Source organism: Enterobacter cloacae complex sp. P12RS (assembly GCF_014895875.1).
Lineage (GTDB): Bacteria > Pseudomonadota > Gammaproteobacteria > Enterobacterales > Enterobacteriaceae > Enterobacter > Enterobacter bugandensis.
The window spans coordinates 1-543 of record NZ_JADBQO010000130.1 but is presented as its reverse complement, the minus strand read 5'-3'; the positions used below and the strand labels follow the sequence as shown (position 1 = coordinate 543).

The window sequence follows — 543 nt, the reverse complement described above, 5'->3', positions numbered from 1 at the left end:
ATCTTCAGGGATTAAAATTGAAAAGTTCATTTTTAATAGCCTCAGTATTTGTGGTGAACTTTTTAATGATCATGAACAACAGATTTCCTATAATCAAGATATCAGTTTAGATACCCTTATTAAGGATAAAACAGTTTCCTTGGAGGCATTAATATTTGGTAATGAACCAGTCATTATTAATGATATAAAGCTTATTCCTCTAACACCGACTATTGATGCACTTCATCATATGCATGATGATTATATCAAAAAGAATCAACCTCAAATATCATCTGATGAAAAAGTGGAACCTACCTTATTAGAGTGTATTGAAGATGTCGCTAATGGAACCGATAAATTCCTGCCTGATAGATCTATTACTAACAGAACCAGCTTATCTCTAATCATAGAGTATAATGGTTTTAGGGGATTGTTTTTAGGTGATGCATGGGCTACTGATGTCATTGAATCCTTCAGGTTAAACAAAATTGAACCAGATTTTTGTGTCACCAAATTGTCACATCATGGGAGTGAAAGAAACTCAAATAGCGAGTTGATAAATAT

Annotated in this window: 1 pseudogene; it reads left to right on the top strand. The window is 32.6% G+C overall.

Annotated elements, in window-relative coordinates:
• A pseudogene (locus IM284_RS23245) lies at positions 1-543 on the top strand (hypothetical protein); the annotation flags it as partial.